This window comes from Chenggangzhangella methanolivorans (genome assembly GCF_019797865.1).
GTDB classification, from domain to species: Bacteria; Pseudomonadota; Alphaproteobacteria; order Rhizobiales; family Methylopilaceae; genus Methylopila; species Methylopila methanolivorans.
This window is the reverse complement of sequence record NZ_CP081869.1, coordinates 1,313,188-1,329,098: the sequence shown is the minus strand read 5'-3', so window position 1 is coordinate 1,329,098 and position 15,911 is coordinate 1,313,188. Positions and strand designations below refer to the sequence as shown.

At 71.3% G+C, this 15,911-nt stretch carries 12 protein-coding genes; 1 reads left to right on the top strand and 11 read right to left on the bottom strand.

The genetic code is table 11. From position 1 onward, the window contains the following. Positions 1-24 precede the first annotated feature (24 nt). The 7 genes from K6K41_RS07000 to K6K41_RS06970 form a co-directional block, all read right to left on the bottom strand. A complete protein-coding gene (locus tag K6K41_RS07000; protein ID WP_261404461.1) occupies positions 25-828 on the bottom strand; it encodes a UvrD-helicase domain-containing protein in 804 nt (267 codons plus the stop codon). After that, complete coding sequence (gene addB, locus K6K41_RS06995; protein ID WP_261404460.1) at positions 825-3,929, bottom strand: double-strand break repair protein AddB; 3,105 nt, start codon at positions 3,927-3,929, stop codon at positions 825-827. The genes K6K41_RS07000 and addB overlap by 4 nt, the downstream gene beginning before the upstream one ends. A 182-nt stretch (positions 3,930-4,111) precedes the next feature. Next, complete coding sequence (locus tag K6K41_RS06990) at positions 4,112-4,810, bottom strand: nucleotidyltransferase family protein (protein ID WP_261405668.1); 699 nt, start codon at positions 4,808-4,810, stop codon at positions 4,112-4,114. Between the two features lie 17 nt (positions 4,811-4,827). Then, positions 4,828-6,402, bottom strand: a complete 1,575-nt coding sequence (gene tsaE, locus K6K41_RS06985; RefSeq protein ID WP_261404459.1) for a tRNA (adenosine(37)-N6)-threonylcarbamoyltransferase complex ATPase subunit type 1 TsaE — start codon at positions 6,400-6,402, stop codon at positions 4,828-4,830. Further along, positions 6,399-8,843: a PAS domain-containing sensor histidine kinase gene (locus tag K6K41_RS06980; protein ID WP_261404458.1), complete on the bottom strand. Its 2,445-nt coding sequence runs from the start codon at positions 8,841-8,843 to the stop codon at positions 6,399-6,401. Before K6K41_RS06980 ends, tsaE begins: the two co-directional genes overlap by 4 nt. 276 nt (positions 8,844-9,119) lie before the next feature. Continuing rightward, positions 9,120-10,529, bottom strand: coding sequence for an adenosylhomocysteinase (ahcY, locus tag K6K41_RS06975; RefSeq protein ID WP_261404457.1), 1,410 nt, complete (start codon positions 10,527-10,529; stop codon positions 9,120-9,122). 259 nt (positions 10,530-10,788) lie between these two features. Next, positions 10,789-11,223, bottom strand: a complete 435-nt coding sequence (locus K6K41_RS06970; protein ID WP_261404456.1) for a hypothetical protein — start codon at positions 11,221-11,223, stop codon at positions 10,789-10,791. A gap of 275 nt (positions 11,224-11,498) precedes the next feature. Between K6K41_RS06970 and K6K41_RS06965 the strand changes: the two genes are divergently transcribed. Continuing rightward, positions 11,499-12,551, top strand: coding sequence for a Tim44 domain-containing protein (locus tag K6K41_RS06965; protein WP_261404455.1), 1,053 nt, complete (start codon positions 11,499-11,501; stop codon positions 12,549-12,551). 80 nt (positions 12,552-12,631) lie between these two features. On the opposite strand, the gene K6K41_RS06960 is transcribed toward K6K41_RS06965, so the two are convergent. The 4 genes from K6K41_RS06960 to K6K41_RS06945 form a co-directional block, all read right to left on the bottom strand. Next, the gene (locus K6K41_RS06960; protein ID WP_261404454.1) at positions 12,632-12,913 is read right to left on the bottom strand and encodes an HPr family phosphocarrier protein; all 282 of its coding nucleotides are present in this window, start codon (positions 12,911-12,913) and stop codon (positions 12,632-12,634) included. A 40-nt stretch (positions 12,914-12,953) separates the two neighbouring features. Further along, positions 12,954-13,355, bottom strand: a complete 402-nt coding sequence (locus K6K41_RS06955; RefSeq protein ID WP_261404453.1) for a PTS sugar transporter subunit IIA — start codon at positions 13,353-13,355, stop codon at positions 12,954-12,956. Between the two features lie 84 nt (positions 13,356-13,439). Continuing rightward, a complete protein-coding gene (locus K6K41_RS06950; RefSeq protein ID WP_261404452.1) occupies positions 13,440-13,952 on the bottom strand; it encodes an HPr kinase/phosphorylase in 513 nt (170 codons plus the stop codon). After that, on the bottom strand, positions 13,949-15,733 hold the full coding sequence (locus tag K6K41_RS06945; protein WP_261404451.1) for a sensor histidine kinase: 1,785 nt from the start codon (positions 15,731-15,733) through the stop codon (positions 13,949-13,951). The genes K6K41_RS06950 and K6K41_RS06945 overlap by 4 nt, the downstream gene beginning before the upstream one ends. Positions 15,734-15,911: the final 178 nt, after the last annotated feature.

Here is a 15,911-nt window from a genome sequence, read left to right as displayed (position 1 = left end):
GTGAAACAGTCCGCGAGCTTCACGTCATTGGCCGACCCCTGCGCAAGCGCCGCTGCGATCGAGGGCCATTCCGACGAAGACAGGCCGCCGGCGAGGATCTCGCGTTCGAGCGCGTCCGCGCTGTCGGTCGGAGCGAGGCCGAACATGACGCGCAGCTCCTTCGCCGCGCCGTCGGCGTCGTCGAGACCGCCCTCGACGAACAGCCGCGCGATCGCGTCGCGGCGCGCCACCCGCCTCGGCGAGCGCCTCGTCGATCGTTCCTTCCGCATGGCGCGCCACGAGGCTTGCGAGCGCCCGCCCGATCGGCCGGTCGGGATCGCGCGCGGCCTTGGCGAGGGTCGCGGCGCGCGCCTCCGCCATCAGTTCGGCCTGGTCGCGTTCGTCGAGCTCGGAAAAGCCCGCCGGCACGTTCGCCTCGAACGGGAACTGGTGCAGCAGGCGGCCGCAGAAGGCGTGGATCGTGTAGATCTTCAGCCCGCCCGGGGTCTCGAGCGCCCGCGCGAACAGCTTTCGGGCGCTGGCGAGCCGTCCGGGCGAGGGCCGCGCGCCCTCGACGCCGGCGATCTCGGCCGCGAGCGTCTCGTCGTCGACGGTCGCCCAGCCGCGAAGCCGCGCCACGACCCGGTTCTGCATGTTGGCGGCGGCGGCCTTGGTGAAGGTGAGGCAGAGGATCCGCGAAGGGTCCGCGCCCGCAAGCAACAGCCGCACCACGCGCTGGACCAGCACGTAGGTCTTGCCCGAGCCGGCGTTCGCCGACACCCAGGCCGAGCTCGCGGGGTCGGAAGCGAGCGCCTGCCGTTCGAGCGTCTTCGCCGAGGGGCCGCTCATTCCGCCTCGCCCTCCGCCGCGCCGCCGGTCGCCGACCATTCCTTCACGCGCGCAAGATGGGCGTAAGGCCCGTCCGGACGCCGCAGGAACTGGGGGTGGGACAGCGAGCGGTAGGGCTCGCGCGGATCCTCGAAGCGGTTCACCACCGCCTTGAAGCGCGCCAGCGCCTCGATCGCGACGGCGTCGGGCGAGAGCTCCTTGGACCGCAGTTCGACGGTTTCGCCCGCGGGATCGCGGCCCGCGAGCTTGATCAGGCTCAGTTCGCCGATCGGACTTCCGGCGTGGGTGACCGTCGCAAAGCCGCCCTCGCGCAGGATCGCGCCTTCGAGCGGAAGCTGCGGGGCGAAGCCGGCGAGCGCCTGCTTCGCGGTCGGGACAGCGCCGGTTTTGTAGTCGAGCACCGAAAACGTCCCGTCGGCGAAGGCCTCGATGCGGTCGGCGCGGGCGGTGAGCTCGAACGTCCGCCCGCCCACGGTCTCGAAGCGGTAGGCTCCGTCGCGCTCGACGAAGACCTCCGTGACCTGGGCCGCTCGGGCGCGGTGGAAGCCGAGCGCCCAGTCGGCGACGGCGACGAAGCGCGGCCACCAGAGCGTTCGCGCGTCGTCGCGCTCCAGGAGATCGCCGAACGCGTCGACGCCGAAGGCGAGCAGCCGGTCGAGCGCCTGCGGATCGTCGAGCGGGACGGCCTCCTTCACGAAAGTCTCGAGCGCCTTGTGGATCACGTTTCCGAGGTCGCCGGGACCGGGTTCTGGTCCGACCGGCTGCAGCTCCTCGAGCCTCAGGATGTGGCGGGCGTAGATCGAATAGGGGTCGCGCAGCCAGGTCTCGACCGCCGTGACGCTCAGGCGGCGCGGCCGGGCCGCGAGCGGCGGCCGGGGCTCCGGCGGCCGCGGGGCGGGCTCCCGCTCGGCGTCGTCGAGCCGTTCGGCGAATGCGAGCAGGCGGCGTCCTCTGGCCAGCGCCGCCTCATGCGCCGGACCCGCGGCGACGGCCGCCAGCCGCTGCAGCCAGCGCGCCGGGATGGTGGGCGCGCCTCCGACCTTGGCGGCCCGGGTCAGCACGACTTCCGGAGCGCCGAGCCCTTGCGAGAAGTCGTGCGCCGAGAGGCCGATCCGCCGCTCTGGCGGGGCGAGGCCGAGCGCGGCCCGCAGGGGGCGGTTGATCCAGGGGTCGGCCTGCGGCACGGGCGGCCAGACGCCTTCGTTCAGTCCGCCCAGGATCACGAGGTCGAAGCTCAGGAGTCGCGCCTCGAGCGGCCCGAGGATCCGCAGGCGCGGATGGCGGTCGCGCGGCGGTCGCAGCGCCCGGCCGGCGAGCAGCGCCTCGAGGACGCCCGGAAAGGCGAGGGGAGCGATCGGGTCGGCCTCGGCCGCGCCGCCGCGCAGCTCGTCGAGCGTCTCGTGGACGGCCTCGACATCCTCGCCCTCGGTCCCGGCCAGCGCTTCGAAGGCGCCCGACAGCGCGCCCACAAGCCGTTCGAGCGGAGCCTCCGCCTCCGCCGCGACTCCCGCGAGAGGGGCGAGCGCGGTTTCAAGGCGTTCGACCAGCGAGGCGGCCGCGGCGAGGTCGTCGGGTCCGAACCGGCGCGCGACGCCGCGCCGACGGGGCGGGGCGTCGTCGGCGGCGTCTGCGGGCTGCGACGACAGCGCTGCGAGCGCGGCCCGAAGTCCTTTGAGGCCGGTCGCCGGCCACATCGCGCGGAAGACCGCGACGTCGAGCGCGTCGACGGCCCGCGGCGCCTCGGAGGCGAGGCGGCAGGCCGGCGCGCGCAGCAGCGCGAGCAGGGCCGCGGGCGTCGGCGCGAGCGCGGCCTCGGCCGCAAGCCGCAGCAGCGCGCCGGCGGGCGTCGAGGCGAGAGGACGGCCGGCGCTGTCGTCGACCAGGACGCTCCAGCGCTCGAGCTCGGCGGCGACGCGCGCCGCAAGGGCCCGGTCCGGCGTGACGAGCGCCGCGGTCTTGCCGGGCGTCGCGACCGCCTCGCGCAGCGCCACCGCGATCGCGGCGGCCTCCGCGCGGAACGTCGGCGCCTCGACGATCGACACGCCGTCGAGCGCCGCCGCGACATCCGCCGGCGAGAAGCGCCGCGTCGCCCAGGCGTCGGTCGTCTCGGCCGGCCGCAGCGCGTCGGCCGCAAGCCGCGCCCTGAGGCCGAGCGCCGCCGCGGCGCCGCCAAGCTCCCGGACGTCCTCGCGGCGGATCTCTAGCGTCTCGAGCAGCTGCGCGAGCCCGCGCTGGGGATGGCCGTAGAGGCCCGGCCCGCGCCCGGAAACGAGCTCGCGCCAGGCCGCGTCTTCGAGCCCGTCGCGGTCGAGGCCCGGCAGCACCACGGCGCCCATGGGGTGGGTCGAGATCGCCCTCATCAGCCGCCGCACCGCGGGCGCGGAGCCGGTGGAGCCCGCGGCGATCACAGGTCCGCGGGAGGCTGCCACGCGACGGGTCGCGGCCTCGATCTGGAGGCGGCGGCGCGCGCTCGGATCGAGTTCTCCGCGCTCGGCGAGGTGCTCGGGCCAGCGCGCCAGCGCGACCCGCAGGAACGCCTGGGTGATGGCCCAGTACTGGTCGTGCTCACCCGGAATCAGGGCGTCGAGCGCGCGGGCGTCGACCTCCTCGGTCTCGATCGCGTCGATCAGGCTTTCGAGGTCGCCGGCGAGGTGGATGGCGTCGGCGGCGGTCGAGGGCACCAGCGGCCCGTCCTCGGGGCGCAAACGCAGGACCGAGCGGTCGAGCGCGCCGGCGAAAGCCTTCACGAGCCGCGCGAGCGCGAGCCGCCGCGCGAAGGGTTGCGCGGCGGAGGGGAGGTCTCCCTCCGCCTCCTCGAGCGGCTCGACCACGTCGGCGTCCTCGTCGACGTCTCCAAGCGGGGCGATGCGCGGAAGCAGCGTCGCGCGGCCGTCGAGCGCCTCGAGAAACGCGTCGCGCAAGGCGCGGGCGGCGCGCCGGGTCGGCAGGAAGACGGTGGCGTCGGCGAGCGCGATGGGGTGGTGGCGCGGCGCGAAGCCCGGCACGAGCGCGCCGTCCAGCAGCCCGGCGACGAGCGTCGGCAGGAACGCCGCGCCCGGCGCGATCGTCAGGACGTTGGCGCGGGGAGAATCGACCGGCATGGCGCGCAGCATAGCGCGGGCGCGGGGCGTTTTGAGAGGGCGCAGGCCTCTTGTCCCGGGCTCGAGCCGGAATCCGGACGCGCTAACGGAAACCGGAAGAAAAGTCGGCGAAGTTGGAGATCTTTAGCGGAAGGCGTCTCGGTTCTGGGTCCCGGCTCAAGGCCGGGACGAAGGCGGCGCGCTTAAGCCGCCGACGCCGCGATCGCCTCCTCGGCTTCCAGGATCGCCTGCGGCGTGCCGACATGCAGCCACAGGCCGTCGAGCCTGAGGCCGAACAGGCGGTCGGCCTCGATCGCCTCGTTCCAGAGACGGTTCAACGAGAACGGACCTTCCGGCGCATTGGCGAAGGCCGCGCGGCTCATGATGGCGACGCCCGCATAGGCGAAGGGCGTGACCTCGCGCTCGGGCCGGCGCCTCAGCCGCCCGTCTTGCGACAGGAAGAAGTCGCCGGCGCCGTCGAAACCGACGCTCGCGGTTAGCGCCGCGACGAGGAGGAGGGCGTCCATGCGCGCCGGGTCCCAGACTTCCCGCATCCGCTCGACGTTCTGGCTGGCGCCGTCGAGCCAGAAGGTGTCGGCGTTCAGGATGAAGACCGCGTCGCCGGCAAGGCGCGGCAGCGCCTTGACCACGCCGCCGCCGGAGTCGAGCAGCCTGTCGCGCTCGTCCGAGATCTCGATCGCCGGAGAGGTCCGGCCGGCGAGATGGGCCTCCATCTGGTCGGCGTGGTGGTGGACGTTCACGACGGCCTTGGCGATCCCGCCTTCGGCGAGCTTGTCTAGCACATGGTCGACGAGCGTCTTGCCGCCGACCTCGACAAGCGGCTTCGGCTTGCTGTCCGTGATCGGCCGCATGCGGGTGCCGAGGCCCGCGGCCAGCACCATGGCGTCGGTGGGAGCGCTCACGCCGGTTGATCCGCAGGCGGCATGCGCTCGGCGTACCAGGCCGCGAGCGGGGCGAGGTCGGGATGCGCGAGGTTGGCGTCGAGCGCGCGGCGCAGGCGCGGCAGGTGGCGCAGATAGCCGGGCTTTCCGTCGCGTTCGGCCAGACGGACGAAGATGCCGAGGATCTTGGTCGCGCGCTGGGCCCCGAGCGTCGCATAGGCGCGGGCGAAGTCGCGCGGCTCGAAGCTCGGGTCGGCTTTGCGGCGCGCCGCGAGATAGCGGGCGGCGAGCTGCATCTCGAGCTCATCGGGAAGGTCGACGCGCGCATCTTGGAGCAGCGAGACGACGTCATAGGCGGGCGGGCCCATGCAGGCGTCCTGGAAGTCGATGACGCCGAGGCGGAGGATGCCCTCGCGGTCGTCGCGCCAGGTGAGGTTCGGCGAATGGTAGTCGCGCAGCACCCAGGTGCGGCCCATGGCGAGCACGGGCTCCAGCGCCTGCCGCCACAGTCCGCGGAACGCTTCGCGCGCTTCCGGATCCGGCGAGACGCCGGTCATGCGCGGCAGATACCAGTCGCAGAGCAGCTCGCATTCGATCAGGAAGGCTGGCGCGTCGTAGTCCGGCAGGCGGTAGAGCTCGCCGCCCACGGGGGTCTCGGCGGGAACGGCCTTGGCGTGGAGATCGGCGAGCAGGTCGGTCGCCGCCTCGTAGCGGCTCGCGATCGGCGAACCGAGAGCGACCACCGGCTCGACGCCGACGTCCTCGACCAGCAGGAAGCCGGTCGTGAGGTCCGCGGCGTAGATCTCCGGCGCGCCGTAGCCGAGCGCGCGCAGGCCGTCGGCGATGGCGACGAAGGGTTTTGAGTCGAGCGCGAGCTTGGCGAGCTCCGAATAGCTCCTGCCGTCGCGGATCGCGACGCCCGGCGCCCTGGCGGGCGCGTCCATCAGGATCGCGGAGCGGTCGCCGAGCGTCAGGCGCTCATAGAGGCGCGTCGAGGCGTCGCCCTGGATGTGGTCGCGCCGCGCCGCGCCCCAGCCGGCCCTGTCGAGGAAACGCTGGCCGTCGCGCAGGCGCTTCAGCCGCTCGACGAAACGCCCGTGGCCGGTGATGGCCGCGGTGCGCGCGGTCGGCTGGTCGGCGAGGCTGAGCTCGATCTGGAGGCGGTCGGGCGGCAGCACGGGCCCGAGCCGGTCCGGCCATTCGACGAGCACGATGGCGTCGTCGCCGGCCTCGTCCCAGCCGAGTTCCTCCAGCTCGTCCGGCCCGGAGAGCCGGTAGAGGTCGGCGTGGACGATCGGGCCGCGCGGCAGGTCGTAGGTCTGGAGCAGCGTGAAGGTCGGGCTCGGGGCTTCGAGCTCCGGATCGCCGGCGCGGGCGCGCACGAGCGCGCGGGCGAAGGTGGTCTTGCCGACGCCGAGCTCGCCGCCGAGCGTCACGAGGTCCCCGGGCTTGAGCGCGCGCGCGATGAGATCCGCGAGCGCCTGGGTCGCGGCCTCGTCGGGAAGCGGCAGCTTCCATTCCGGCGACGCGGCGGCCTCCGCCGCGCGGGCGGCCGCGGTCGCGGCTTGCGTTCTGGCGGCGGGACCCTTCATCGGACGGCCTTGATCGCGGCGCCGCCAACGGGAAAGCGGCAGGTTACGACGGTGCCCTCGCCGGGCGCCGACTGCAAGGCGACCGTGCCGCCATGAAGCTCGACGAGCGAGCGGACGATCGAGAGCCCGAGGCCGACGCCGCGGGCATGGCTGCCCGCCGACTGGCTTTCGAACCGGTCGAACACGCGCTCGAGACGCTCGGGCGGGATGCCGGCGCCGCGATCGGCGACGCGCAGCACGACTTCGTTGTTCTCGCGCATGGCGCTCACAAGCACCGCGACGCCGGGCTTGGAGAAGCCGATGGCGTTGGCGAGCAGGTTGAACAGGATCTGGCGCACGCGCTTTGGGTCGCCCTCGAAGGTTCCGACATTCGGCGCGACCTCGATCTCAAGCCCGAGGCCGGCTTCCGCGAGGCGGTCGCGGACGCCCTCCACGGCCGCGTCGATCGCGGCGCGCGGATCGACCGGCGAGCGGTCGAGCTCCATCGCGCCGGCGTCGATGGTGGCGAGGTCGAGGATGTCGTTGATGATGGCGAGCAGAGCGGAGGCCGACGACACGATGTGGTCGACATACTCCTTCTGCTTGGTGTTGAGCTCGCCCATGCGCGGGTCGCCCAGAAGCTGGCCGAAGCCGATCGTGTTGGTGAGCGGCGCGCGCAGCTCGTAGGACACGTTCTTGACGAAGTCGTCCTTGAGGCGGTCGGCGGCCTCGAGCGCTTCGGCGCGGTCGCGCAGCGCGCGCTCGACGTTCACCGAAGCCGAGACGTCCGTGAAGGTGGTGAGCGTGCCGCCGTCCGGCAGGGGAAGGGTGACCACGTCGACGATCGCGCCATCGTCGAGATCGATGCGCGCGGCGACGGGCTTGCGCTCCTCCGGCATCGCGGTCATCGCCATCTTGAGCCGGCTCCACAAGGCGGGATCGGCGTGGCGTGCGCCGCAGGCGCCCAGCACCTGCTCGGCGTGTGGCCGGTCTTCCAGCGCCGCTGGAGACAGCTTCCACAGCGTCTCGAAGGCGGGGTTGTGGAGCCGCAGCCGTCCGTCCGAGCCGAACACCGCGACCGCCTCCTTGAGGTGGTCGATGGTCTCGCTCTGGACCTTCAGAAGCGCGTTGAAGCGGCTTTCGAGCGCGAGACGCTCGGTGACGTCGTCGAAGAGATAGGTGACGCCGCCCTGCGGGTTCGGGGCCGCGACCACGCGGATCGTGCGGCGGTCGGGCAAGTGCCACCAGTGCTCCCGCGCCTCGATGGCCTGATAGGCTTGGTGGAGGGCCGCCTTCCAGGTGCGGAAGTCGGCTTCCTCGGGCAGCTTGCGGTCGGCGCGCAGGCGATCCAGCACGGCGGCGTCGGACGGGCCGCTTTCGAGAAAAGCAGGATCGAGCGCCCAGAGCTGCGCGAAGGCCTGATTGTGGAAGGCGAGCGCGCCGTTCGCCCGGAAGATCGCGACCGCGGTGGTGAGCTCGTCGAGCGTGCGGCGGTGCGCGTCCATCTGGCGCGACAGGTCCGCTCGCACGTCCTCGAGCTCCGACACGTCGACCGCGATGGCGGCCGAGCCGCCCTCCGAAGGGGCCTCGACGACGTCGAAGATGCGGCGCTGGCCGGCGAAGACCGCGGGCGCGCGCTTGCGGAACACATGGCCGGCCTCGACTGTCCGTCGCGCGGCGGCGCGGTCGGCCTGATCGAGGAACTCCGCCTGGGCGTCGGTCGCCGCGACCCCGTCCTTGGCCTCCACCGCGCGGGCGTAGGCCTCGTTGGCGTAGACCAGCCGGCCGCGATCGTCGCGCAGCCACACGGGCTGGATCAGCGCTTCCACCAATGCGGTGAGGCGGGCGAGCGCGCCGCGCAGCTCCGCGTTGTCGGCCTCGATCTCGGCCCGCGCGAGGCGCTCGCCCGTGACGTCGCGCAGGCGCAGCGTGACGGCCGCGCCGATCGGCCGTCCATCGGCCTCAAGATGGCCGCCCTCGACGGTCGGAAGCATCAGCCTAAAGGGTTCGCCGCGCTCGCGCAGCGCCGCGATGCGGTCTTCGAGGGCGTTGGCGACCTTCGGGTCGAGCCATGCGCCGAAGGCGAGGAGCCGGCGGCCGGCGGTGAGGCCCGCGATGCGAGAGGCGTCGCCGACCACGACCGGTTCGGTCGCGCCCGCGGCCCAGGTGACGGTGACGCGGTCGTCGGCGGCGAGCTCGGCTTCGGCGCGGTCGAGCCGTGAGCGCAGGTCTCGCTCGGCGAGCGCGGTGGAGTCGGAGAGCGTCGCGAGGCGGTGGCGGGCTCGCAGCAGGAGCACGGACGCCGTGACGGCGACGAAGATCGCGCCGAGGAACAGCGACAGCGCCGCGGCTTCCGAGGCGCCGAGCGCCGCGGCCTGCGCCGGGCTGCTGGCGAGCGCCACGCCCGCGGCCGCCGCCGCGAAAGCCGGCGGCGCCGTCCTCGACCTCGAGCGTGCGGACATTCGCGTCTTGAAGCCCCCTCGGCCGGCGTGCGTCACCGAACGCCGCCGGCTTGCCGCGCGCGGCGTCCCCGAATCGGTCCGACGATACTGGCTCGGGACTCCCGCCGACAGAGGCGCGCGCGCCACGGAGCCGTCAAAATTCACCCTGTGGAAAAGAGCTTTCGCACGATCGGGGGCGGGCGCGAAACGAAAACGCCCCGGCCGTCCAAAGGGGAGGGCCGGGGGCGCGGTCAGACGTCAGGGACGCGGGCGCGCGGAAGGCGCGCCCGCGCGAGATCAGTAGCGGTAGGTCTCGGGCTTGAAGGGGCCCGCCTGCGGCACGCCGATATAGGACGACTGCTTGTCCGAGAGCTTGGAGAGCTTCACGCCGATCTTGTCGAGGTGCAGCGCCGCGACCTTCTCGTCGAGAGTCTTGGGGAGCACGTAGACCTGGCGCTCGTACTTGCCGTCCTTGTTGTTCGCCCAGAGCTCGATCTGCGCGAGCGTCTGGTTGGTGAACGACGCCGACATCACGAAGGAGGGGTGGCCGGTCGCGTTGCCGAGGTTCACGAGGCGCCCCTCGGACAGCACGATGATCTTCTTGCCGTCCGGGAACTCGACCTCGTCGACCTGCGGCTTGATGTTGTCCCACTTGAAGTTCTTCAGCGCGCCGATCTGAATCTCGCTGTCGAAGTGGCCGATGTTGCAGACGATCGCCCGGTCCTTCATGTCGCGCATGTGATCGACGGTGATGACGTCGACGTTGCCCGTCGCGGTCACGAAGATGTCGGCGCGCTTGGTCGCCTCCTCCATCGTGACGACCTCGTAGCCTTCCATCGCGGCCTGAAGCGCGCAGATCGGATCGACCTCCGAGACCAGCACGCGGCAGCCGGCCTGGCGGAGCGAGGCGGCCGAGCCCTTGCCGACGTCGCCGAAGCCCGCGACCATCGCGACCTTGCCCGACATCATGACGTCGGTGCCGCGGCGGATGGCGTCGACCAGCGATTCACGGCAGCCGTAGAGGTTGTCGAACTTCGACTTGGTGACGCTGTCGTTGACGTTGATGGCCGGGAACAGCAGCTCGCCCTTCTTGGCGAACTCGTACAGGCGATGGACGCCGGTCGTGGTCTCTTCGGTCACGCCCTGGATGGCGTCGGCGTTCTTCGTGTACCAGCCCGGATGGGTGCCGAGGCGCTTCTTGATGGCGGCGAAGAGGATGGTCTCCTCCTCGTTGGTCGCGCCTTCGAGGAACGCGACGTCGCCGGCCTCGGCGCGCTTGCCGAGGTGGAGGAGCAGCGTGGCGTCGCCGCCGTCGTCCAGGATCATGTTCGGGGTGCCGCCGTCGGCCCACTCGAAGATCTTGTGGGTGTACTCCCAGTACTCCTCGAGCGTCTCGCCCTTCACGGCGAACACCGGGGTGCCGTTCGCGGCGATCGCGGCGGCGGCGTGGTCCTGGGTCGAGTAGATGTTGCACGAGGCCCAGCGGACGTCGGCGCCGAGGGCTTTAAGCGTCTCGATCAGCATCGCGGTCTGGATTGTCATGTGCAGCGAGCCGGCGATGCGCGCGCCCTTCAGCGGCTGCGACGGACCGAACTCCTTGCGGCAGGACATCAGGCCCGGCATCTCGGTCTCGGCGATCGCGAGCTCCTTGCGGCCCCAGTCGGCGAGCGAGATGTCCTTGACGATGTAGTCGACGGCGGCGGTCATGAGCGCTCCTTGGTGGATCGACAGGCCGGCGCGCTGAAGCCGACCCTCGGGGATGAGGTCGGCGACCTCGTAGCACGCCCGTGACGCCCATTCAATAAAGACATAAAGAAGTCTTTATGTCGGATCGGCGACGGGACTTTTGCGCCGGACGAGCGACGACGCGCCCTTCGCGTGGAGACGAAGGGCGAGGAGCAGTTGGAAAAGGCGATGTTCGGGACTGAAGCGGCGGGCGCCGGTCCGACGGTCGTCGACCGAAGATTCAGTCGCCGAGGGAAAGATTGAGCGCGACGCGCGAGGGGCCCTCGATCGGCCCTTGCGCGAACCGCGTGGGTTCGGCGGCGGCGCGGGCGACGTCGAGCGTCGCATAGGCGAGGCCGTCGCGGCCATAGCGCACGAAGCCGCCGAAAGCCTCGCCGACGCGCCCCTCGGCGTCGACCGGCGCGTCGCCGGCTCCCGCCGCGAGCCTGTCGCGGTCGATCCGCTCGGCGATCACGAGCGCCTCGGGAGCAAGCTGCGAGGAGTCGGAGACGTCCTCGAACAGATAGGCGTCGTCCGGGCCGAAGGCGGCCGACGCATGCGCCGACGCCCAGGGGGCGAAGCCGATGAGGCCGACGCTTTCGACGCCGCTCGACTGCGCGAACGCGGTCCCCGGACCGATCGCGAGCAGGGCGGCGAAGAGGGCGGTGCGGATCAAACGCGAATCTCGGCAGGCGAAGTCGTTGAACCTCTCTTAAGACGAAGGTCGCGTCAGGTTCGAGACAGAATGCGTCATCTGGGTCGGTTCGCCGCGGACGTGACATTTGGGCCGCATCCGGGCGGATCCGCGGCGACGTCGCGGCGAGTTGACCGTGGCCACGACAACGTGAGGCCGCTCGGCCTTCCCGGGCGGCCCGCAGTGGTGACAAAGCTCGGGCGCCTGACCATCTAAGGTGCGCCCGCGTGATGCGGGAGCCGACACGAAGGGATCCGATGCGCCACGCTTCCGTCTCCATCCGCCGTGCGTTCGCCGTGTTCGCGGCGGTCGTTCTTGTGGGCGCGACCCTCGTGCCGGAAGACGCCGATGCTCGCGCCGGCCGCAGCGGCAGCATGGGCAGCCGCGGCTCTCGCACCTTTGACGCCGCGCCGCCGACCGCGACCGCTCCGGGCGCGCAGCAGATGCAGCGCTCCGCCACCCAGCCTGGCCAGCCCGGCGGAATGCAGAACAACGCCGCCGGCCGTCCCGCCCAGGCGCCGGGACGCGGCATGTTCGGCGGTGGTCTCGCCGCTGGCCTCATGGGCGGCCTGCTTGGCGCAGGCCTGTTCGGTCTGCTCTCTGGATCCGGCCTGTTCGGCGGCCTCGGCTCGATGGCCTCGATCCTCGGCCTTATCATCCAGATCGGCCTGATCTTCCTCGTCGTGAGGCTTGTGATGAACTGGATGCGCCGCCGCAACGAGCCGCAGGCGGCCTCGGCGGGCGCAAACGCCGGCGCGTCGCCTTACTCCGCGAGCCGGCCCCAGCCGCAGTCCGTCTCACGTGACGGCGCGTCTTATGGCGGCGGTTCGTACGGATCGGGCTCCGGCGGGGGCTTCGGTTTCGGCCAGACTTCTGGCCAGAGCGCCGACCGCGGCATCGATATCGAGCTTGAACCGCAGGACTTCGAAGTCTTCGAGCGGATGCTGAGCGAAGTCCAGGAAGCTTGGTCCAATCAGGACATGGCTCGCCTGCGCGGCCTTGCGACGCCCGAGATGATGGAGATGTTCGGCAACGACCTCGACGAGGACGCCAGCCGCGGCGTCATCAACAAGGTCAGCGGCGTGAAGCTTCTGCAGGGCGATCTCGCCGAGAGCTGGCGCGAGGGCTCGCGCGACTACGCCACTGTCGCCATGCGCTACGAACTGATCGACGTCACCGAGGAGGTCTCCACCGGCCGCGTGGTCGAGGGCAACCCGAGCCGTACCGAAGAAGCCACCGAGCTCTGGACCTTCGTCCGAGTGCTCAATGGCGGACGTTGGATGCTCTCGGCGATCCAGCAGTCGGAATGAGGGGGGCGGGCCTGTCGGGCCCGCTTTCTCGCCGATGAAAAAAAAAAGGCCGCGGACGCTTCAGGCGTCCGCGGCCTTTTTTATTCCTCTTCGCCGAACTTGTCGGCGACGAGCGCCGCGAGCGCCTCGACGGCGGCCTCGGCGTCCGCGCCCTCGGCCTCGACATGGATGGTCGTTCCGGGCCCGGCGGCGAGCATCATCAGCCCCATGATCGAGGTGCCGACCACGGTCTCGCCGGCGCGGCTCACATGCACGGTCGCGCCGAACTTCTCGACGGTCTGAACGAATTTCGCGGAGGCGCGGGCGTGCAGTCCGCGCTTGTTGATGATGGCGAGTTCGCGGGCCGGGCGCGCGTCCGTCATGGCCAATACGCCGCGCGGCGGTCGGTTCGGGCGAGTGCGGTCATTTCACCGAAAGGACCTGGCTCGCCACATTGATGTATTTCCTGCCGGCTTCCTGGGCCTGCGTCACCGCGGCTTCGAGCGGAAGATTGGGCCGCACGGTCGCGAGCTTGATCAGCATCGGCAGGTTGATGCCGGCGATCACCTCGACCTTGCGGCCGTCCATGCAGGATATGGCGAGGTTGGAGGGCGTGCCGCCGAACATGTCGGTCAGCACCGCGACCCCGTCGCCCCTGTCGACCTCGCGCACCGCCGCCAGGATGTCGCCGCGGCGCACCTCCATGTCGTCTTCCGGATCGATCGTGATCGTCGCGATCTGATCCTGCCGACCCACGACATGTTCGAGGGCTGCGCGAAACTCACAGGCGAGCCGCCCGTGAGTGACTAGTACGAGGCCAATCATGCAGTCTCCGCGCAAAACTCATTGCGCTCCATGCAGGACCGACGCGCGCCGCCATTGCGCGGCCGCAGGGGCGTCGGCGACGTCTCAGGACGCCGATCGCGCGATCTTTTCATGTTGCGGCGCGAACGCAAGGGCGAAACGGTCACAGTTCGGCATGTTGAGTCCCGGTTCGAGACTCCGCAATGCGTGTCCGGGGGCTTCCGGGTCGCGTGGGTCGAGGGCGAGCGCGGGGAGCCTGACGCCTTCGATCTCCCGGAACATCGCTTCCGGCGCTGGCAGCCTCTCGGCCTCAGGATCGAGTTCGATCACGAGCCTGACGACCGTCGCGGCGAGATGCGGTTCGCCCACGATCCCGAGGCCGCGCCGCTCCATCAGGCCTGCGAGCGCCGGGTGGGGCCGGGCGATCAACCTGCCGTGAGCCGCCGAGAGCAGGACGCGGTCGTCCGCGACGAGCCGCGCGAACCGCCCCGCGGCGCGGGCGCGGGCGAGAAGCGCGGCTGAGAACCCCGACTTTCCCGCTCCCGAAGCGCCGAAGACCAGGATCCCGCGCTCCCCGCACACGACGCAGTTGGCGTGGATGGACGGAGACCGGCTCACGCCGTCGCCGCCGGAAGGCGGACGGTGAAGCGCGCGCCCAGCACCTTGGCGTCGCCGTCCGCCGTTTTGGTGCGGTTCTCCGCCGTGATGCGGCCGTTGTGGGCCTCCACGATCTGCTTGGAGATCGACAGGCCAAGGCCCGAATTCTGGCCGAAGCCCTGCTCGGGGCGGTCGGTGTAGAAACGCTCGAAGATCTTCTCCAGCGCGTCCTCGCGGATGCCGGGGCCTGAGTCGTCGACGACGATCTCCACGAATTTGCGCGTGCGCCGGCAGGCGACCGTCACCGCGGCGCCGTCGGGGGAGAACGAGCGGGCGTTGTCGATCAGGTTCGTGATGACCTGGGCGAGGCGGCTGTCGTGGCCGAGGACCAGGAAGGCGTCGCGGCCCTGGGCGGGGTCGGACACGTTGAGCTTCACCGTCACCCCGTTGTCGCGCGGCGCGCCGTTCTGCATGTCGATGACGGTGCTGAGCAGTTTCACGACGTCGACCGGCTCGGCGTCCTGGCGCTGGAGCTCGGCGTCGAGGCGGCTCGCGTCGGAGATGTCGGAGATCAGCCGGTCGAGGCGCTTCACGTCGTGCTGGATGACCTCGAGCAGGCGCGCGCGCGACTCGTCGCTTTTGGCGAGCGGCATGGTCTCGACCGCCGATCTGAGCGAGGTCAGCGGGTTCTTGAGCTCGTGCGCGACGTCCGCCGCGAAGCGCTCGATGCCCTCGATGCGGGCATAGAGCGCGTTGGTCATGTCGCGGAGCGCCCCCGACAGATGGCCGATCTCGTCGGTGCGGCTGGTGAAGTCGGGGATCTCGGCGCGGTGCGACACGCGGTGGCGGACCCGCTCCGCGCCGTCGGCGAGCTTGCGCACTGGGCCTGCGATGGTGCTTGCGAGCAGGAGCGACAGCACGATCATGACGCCGGCGGCGACCAAGAAGACACGCAGGATGCCCATGCGCTCGGCGCGCACGATCGAATCGATGTCGCCGCCTTGCGTGGAGAGCAGCAGCGCGCCCGTGACCGCGCGGAAGCGCTGGATCGGCACCGCGACCGAAACGATGATCTCGCCGGCGTCGTTGACGCGCACGATGCTGCCGGGCGAGCCCGACAGCGCCTTCGACACCTCCGGATAGCCGCGCCCGTTGGCGGCGCCGAGCTCGGGATAGAGCGGCAGGTCGGTCCGGCGGAACAGCCCCGTCAGGAAGTGGCCCGCGCGTTCGAGAAAACTCGGCTCCCGGGTGGTGGGCGGCGGCAGGTCGAAGCGCAGGATGTCGCCGCGGGCGTAGAGCGAGCGGCTGTCCAGCAGCAGCGCGCCGTCGCGATCGTAGATGCGCGCGCGGGTGCGGGTCGGCGTCACGAGGCGCCGCAGCACCGGCGCGACCCGCTCCGGATTGATCGGGAATTCGAGGCTCTGCAGCCCTTCCTCGCCGGGCGAGGCGGTCTGGCCGAGCTGAAGCTCGAGCAGCTTGTCGGGGTCGACGTAGAGCTGGTTGGTCTCGACCGTCGCCGAGGAGGCGATCGCGCCGGCGATGATCTCGCCCTGGATCAGCAGGCTCTGGACGCGGGCGTCGATGAGGCCTGCGCGGAACTGGTTGAGGTAGAGGATCCCCGAGACCAGCGCGACGAGGCCGGCGAGGTTCAGCACCAGGATACGCCGCGTGAGGCTGGAGAAGCCGACGAGCCGGGCGGCCGTCAGCCAGCCGCGGACGCGCCGGCCGAGCGGCTCCTTGCGGACCTCGTCCTCGCTCTCCGTCTGGGGAATCTCGTCGGCGCGCTCGGCTTCGACGCTCATGGGCTTATCGACGTTCGACGCTGCGGAACCGGACGAGGTGCTTCGAGACGCCCGCCAGCGGCGCGCTCCTCAGCATGAGGACCGTGGGAGTATCGGATAGCACAAAAAGTTCTCATGCCGAGGACGCCCGGCAGGGGCGCCTCGAAACACGCAGTCCGGTTCCACATGGCGATACGGA

What these genes read in the sequence shown, in the direction of transcription:
- K6K41_RS06965 (WP_261404455.1), top strand. Translation starts at nt 11,499, where the DNA reads ATGCGCCACGCTTCCGTCTCCATCCGCCGTGCGTTCGCCGTGTTCGCG.
- ahcY (WP_261404457.1), bottom strand. Translation starts at nt 10,529, where the DNA reads ATGACCGCCGCCGTCGACTACATCGTCAAGGACATCTCGCTCGCCGAC.
- K6K41_RS06980 (WP_261404458.1), bottom strand. Translation starts at nt 8,843, where the DNA reads ATGTCCGCACGCTCGAGGTCGAGGACGGCGCCGCCGGCTTTCGCGGCG.
- K6K41_RS06960 (WP_261404454.1), bottom strand. Translation starts at nt 12,913, where the DNA reads ATGACGGACGCGCGCCCGGCCCGCGAACTCGCCATCATCAACAAGCGC.
- K6K41_RS06945 (WP_261404451.1), bottom strand. Translation starts at nt 15,733, where the DNA reads ATGAGCGTCGAAGCCGAGCGCGCCGACGAGATTCCCCAGACGGAGAGC.
- K6K41_RS07000 (WP_261404461.1), bottom strand. Translation starts at nt 828, where the DNA reads ATGAGCGGCCCCTCGGCGAAGACGCTCGAACGGCAGGCGCTCGCTTCC.
- K6K41_RS06990 (WP_261405668.1), bottom strand. Translation starts at nt 4,810, where the DNA reads ATGGTGCTGGCCGCGGGCCTCGGCACCCGCATGCGGCCGATCACGGAC.
- K6K41_RS06955 (WP_261404453.1), bottom strand. Translation starts at nt 13,355, where the DNA reads ATGATTGGCCTCGTACTAGTCACTCACGGGCGGCTCGCCTGTGAGTTT.
- addB (WP_261404460.1), bottom strand. Translation starts at nt 3,929, where the DNA reads ATGCCGGTCGATTCTCCCCGCGCCAACGTCCTGACGATCGCGCCGGGC.
- tsaE (WP_261404459.1), bottom strand. Translation starts at nt 6,402, where the DNA reads ATGAAGGGTCCCGCCGCCAGAACGCAAGCCGCGACCGCGGCCGCCCGC.